This window comes from Chryseobacterium sp. SIMBA_028, from assembly GCF_046535285.1.
GTDB lineage: Bacteria > Bacteroidota > Bacteroidia > Flavobacteriales > Weeksellaceae > Chryseobacterium.
In genome coordinates, this window is the sequence record NZ_JAWRWZ010000408.1 from 1 (window position 1) to 263 (window position 263).

Below are 263 nucleotides of genomic sequence, written 5' to 3' on the forward strand. Positions count from 1 at the left end.
GCCTGCTTAATCTCGTCGAGCCACTGGCTCCCATCATGCGTGCCGTCGACGACCTCGACAAGCTTGCAGCGCAAGCCGCGCCCGGCAGTCTTGAGGAAGCAAGGTACAAACGGGACGCGCTGCTCCTCTCCATGTTAATGGCGAATCCGCTCAGGGCGCGCAACTTCAAACTCATGACGTGGAGTGAAAACGGAACCGGAAAGCTGTATCAACGCGAAAACGGGCAATGGCGGCTCCGATTTTCTGCCGGCGACTTCAAAAAT

At 57.4% G+C, this 263-nt stretch carries 1 protein-coding gene; it reads left to right on the forward strand.

The window, feature by feature from the left end; translation table 11 throughout:
• A partial coding sequence (locus SCA31_RS23930; protein WP_410699492.1) for a hypothetical protein occupies nucleotides 1-263 on the forward strand: 263 nt, incomplete at both ends.